Here is a 281-nt window from a genome sequence, read left to right on the forward strand (position 1 = left end):
TTCTCTAGGCGTTTTTGCAGTAAATGGAGCTAAAGAAGCAGGCTCTCTGCAGAAAGTATATACAGAAAACACTAACTTACTGGTTACTTCTGGAGAGAAGCTAAGAGATGTTACTAAAGAAGTAACGGGTATGCAAAAGGATGGGCGTAAATACTCCATTCAATATGCTGAATCTCAGCAGAACATTGCGAACGGCTATCAGGAATTAATTAAGCGTGGTTATACTGGCCGTCAATCATTAGGTGCCATGAAGGCTATACTGCAAGCGTCTAAAGCTTCAG

The 281-nt window shown here is 41.3% G+C and carries 1 protein-coding gene; it reads left to right on the plus strand.

Annotated elements, in window-relative coordinates; all coding sequences use genetic code 11:
• On the plus strand, positions 1-281 hold a 281-nt coding region (locus H3V04_RS09290), incomplete at both ends, for a hypothetical protein (RefSeq protein ID WP_198188342.1).

The organism is Bifidobacterium sp. M0353 (genome assembly GCF_016100645.1).
In the GTDB taxonomy this organism is placed as follows: Bacteria; Actinomycetota; Actinomycetes; order Actinomycetales; family Bifidobacteriaceae; genus Bombiscardovia; species Bombiscardovia choladohabitans.